The organism is Streptomyces sp. T39 (assembly GCF_008042045.1).
GTDB lineage: Bacteria > Actinomycetota > Actinomycetes > Streptomycetales > Streptomycetaceae > Streptomyces.
In genome coordinates, this window is record NZ_RDBP01000193.1 from 1 (window position 1) to 2,554 (window position 2,554).

4 protein-coding genes are annotated in these 2,554 nt (G+C 73.2%); 3 read left to right on the forward strand and 1 reads right to left on the reverse strand.

Features of this window, described 5'->3' with window-relative positions; genetic code table 11:
• Window positions 1-182: 182 nt before the first annotated feature.
• Window positions 183-623, reverse strand: a complete 441-nt coding sequence (locus EAO77_RS36770; protein WP_410088762.1) for an ATP-binding protein — start codon at window positions 621-623, stop codon at window positions 183-185.
• 133 nt (window positions 624-756) lie between these two features.
• On the opposite strand from EAO77_RS36770, the gene EAO77_RS36775 reads away from it, so the two are divergent.
• From EAO77_RS36775 to EAO77_RS36785, 3 genes are read left to right on the forward strand one after another with little or no spacing between them, the layout of a single operon-like run.
• Window positions 757-1,587 carry a helix-turn-helix domain-containing protein gene (locus EAO77_RS36775; RefSeq protein WP_187283588.1) on the forward strand — a complete coding sequence of 277 codons (831 nt, stop codon included), beginning with the start codon at window positions 757-759 and terminating at the stop codon, window positions 1,585-1,587.
• Window positions 1,584-1,778: a DUF397 domain-containing protein gene (locus EAO77_RS36780; RefSeq protein ID WP_147992617.1), complete on the forward strand. Its 195-nt coding sequence runs from the start codon at window positions 1,584-1,586 to the stop codon at window positions 1,776-1,778. Before EAO77_RS36775 ends, EAO77_RS36780 begins: the two co-directional genes overlap by 4 nt.
• The gene (locus EAO77_RS36785) at window positions 1,771-2,466 is read left to right on the forward strand and encodes a VOC family protein (protein ID WP_147992618.1); all 696 of its coding nucleotides are present in this window, start codon (window positions 1,771-1,773) and stop codon (window positions 2,464-2,466) included. The genes EAO77_RS36780 and EAO77_RS36785 overlap by 8 nt, the downstream gene beginning before the upstream one ends.
• The last annotated feature ends 88 nt before the right edge of the window (window positions 2,467-2,554 follow it).

A 2,554-nucleotide genomic window follows, 5' to 3' on the forward strand; every position in this document is an offset into this window, starting at 1 on the left:
CGCCGTCACCCATGGGCTCGTCCCGGGGCGGGACTTCCGCCTGGGGCTGTCGCTGCGCACCGACGGCACCGTGCGCGTCGAGGTGACCGACGCGCGCGGCGACCGCCTCCCCGTCGCCGCCACCCCGGGCGGGAGCGCGGAGTCGGGCCGTGGGCTGCTGCTCGTGGCGGCCCTGGCGGACCTCATACCGCCCCGATCTCCGCCCACACCGTCTTGCACGGCACGGGCCCGGGGGTGACGCCCCACCGGTCCGCCAGGGCCGCCACGAGCAGCAGCCCACGGCCCGACTCCGCGCTCCCGCCCGGGGTGGCGGCGACGGGGAGGCGGTCGCCGCGCGCGTCGGTCACCTCGACGCGCACGGTGCCGTCGGTGCGCAGCGACAGCCCCAGGCGGAAGTCCCGCCCCGGGACGAGCCCATGGGTGACGGCGTTGGCGGCGAACTCGGCCACGATCTGCTCCGCGGCGCCGTGCGGCCGCCCCCAGTCGGCGAGATGGGCGACGGTGAGCCGCCGCGCGAGCCGGGCACCCCTGCGGGTCGCCGAGAGCATGACGGTGACCTGCCGGACGGGTGCGGGGGCGAGGTCGGCGGCGGAGCCGCCGGTTCGGGTGATTTCCTGGTTCACGTCACTCAGCGTGGTCGAGCGTGCATACGCTGAACAGGGCCGCCGCCGGGACGTACGGCTTCTGTCCGGGCCGGGTCGGCGGCTGTCCGGCCGCGTACGCCGGACGACCGCCGAGCTGTGAAGGGCCGTGCGCATGGACGAGATGAATCCGCATGGCGCCGACGACGAGTCGGCCGCCGTCCTGAAGGCCGTCGGCCGCCAGATCAAGGCGTGGCGCGAGCGCGCCGGGCTGCGGCAGAGCGAGCTGGGCGCGGCCATCGGCTACGGCGAGGAGCAGGTGTCCTCCGTCGAGCGCGGACGCCGCGTACCGAAGCCCGAGTTCCTCGACAAGGCGGACGAGGTGCTGGAGGCCGGGGGGATCATCGCCGCGATGAAGCGCGACGTCGCGGAGGCGCGCTACCCGAAGAAGGTGCGCGATCTGGCGCGGCTGGAGGCGGAGTCGGTGGAGTTGGGGGCGTACGAAAGCCATAACGTGCACGGCCTTCTTCAGACGGAGGAACACGCGCGTGCGTTGTTCCGTATGCGCCGACCGGTACTCAGTGACGAAATCGTGGAGCAAGGCGTCATGGCCCGCCTCGCGCGGCAGGCCGTATTCGACGGTCCCTCGGCGCCGATCGTCAGTTTCGTCCAGGAAGAGGCGACGTTGCGGCGCCCACTGGGCGGGCGGCTCGTGTGGCGACGGCAGCTCGAACGCCTGTTGGAGGTCGGTGGGCTCCGGCACGTGGAGATCCAGGTCATGCCAACCGACAGGGCGGATCACGCCGGCATGGCCGGCCCTTTCCAACTCCTCAAGCTGACCAATGGGACGACAGTCGGTCACGTGGACGTGCAGAGGTTCTCCCGCCTCGTCGCGCACCCGCAGGAGGTACAGCCGCTCGAAATCCAGTATGGAATCATCCGGGCACAGGCGCTGACTCCTCATGAGTCCCTGACCTTCATCGAGAAACTGCTGGGGGAGACATGACCGACAGCGGCGCAGGTGATCTGCGTTGGTTCAAGAGCAGCCACAGCAGCAGTGAACCGGACTCCAGTTGCGTCGAAGTCGCCACGACCCCGGACACCGTTCACGTCCGCGACTCCAAGGACACCTCCCTCCCCGCGCTCGCCCTCGGCCGGAGCGCCTGGGCCGTGTTCGTGGAGTGTGCCGGTGAGTGACGACGAGGCCCTGACCCGCCAGGCGGCCTCCGACGCGGTCGGTCACCTCGGGTGGCGCTACCTGCTCGGGACGCTGCGGACCGCCGTGCCCGTGGCGTCGCTCGACCGTGCGGCCGAGGCGGTGCGGATCGCCGTCGAGGCGTGCGGGCACGACGCGGACGGGCACCTCGTGGCCGACCTCCGGTCCGGGCAGGCCGCGCTCACGCTCCGGTGCGCCCGCGCCGCGGCCGTCACCTGCCGGGACACGGAGCTCGCGCGCCGGATCACCGCCGCGCTCGGCGCGGCCGGGCTGCGGACGGAGCCCGGCGGGGCGGACGCGCCCCGGTCCGTCCAGTTGCTGGAGCTCGCGATCGACGCACTCGACATCGCCGCGATCCGCCCGTTCTGGAAGGCCGTGCTCGGCTACGCGGACGAGGCGGACGCCGACGGCTCGGCGGACGCGGTCGTCGACCCCCTCGGGCAGGGTCCGGCGGTCTGGTTCCAGCAGATGGACGTGGAACGCCCCCAGCGCAACCGCATCCACTTCGACCTCTGCGTCCCGCACGACGAGGCGGACGCCAGGATCGCGGCCGCGCTCGCCGCCGGGGGCCGGCTGGTGTCCGCGGACCGCGCCCCGGCGTTCACGGTGCTGGCCGACGCGGAGGGCAACGAGGTCTGCGTGACCACCTGGCAGGGCCGCGACGGCTGACCCGCCCGCCGCGCCGACCCCTTCCAGCACCTGCCGGAAGGAGGGCATCCCGTGCCGGGGCTCGGGCGGGAAGTACGTGCCGAAGTAG

Coding starts and splice junctions, on each gene's coding strand:
- EAO77_RS36775 (WP_187283588.1), top strand. CDS start 757: ATGGACGAGATGAATCCGCATGGCGCCGACGACGAGTCGGCCGCCGTC.
- EAO77_RS36780 (WP_147992617.1), top strand. CDS start 1,584: ATGACCGACAGCGGCGCAGGTGATCTGCGTTGGTTCAAGAGCAGCCAC.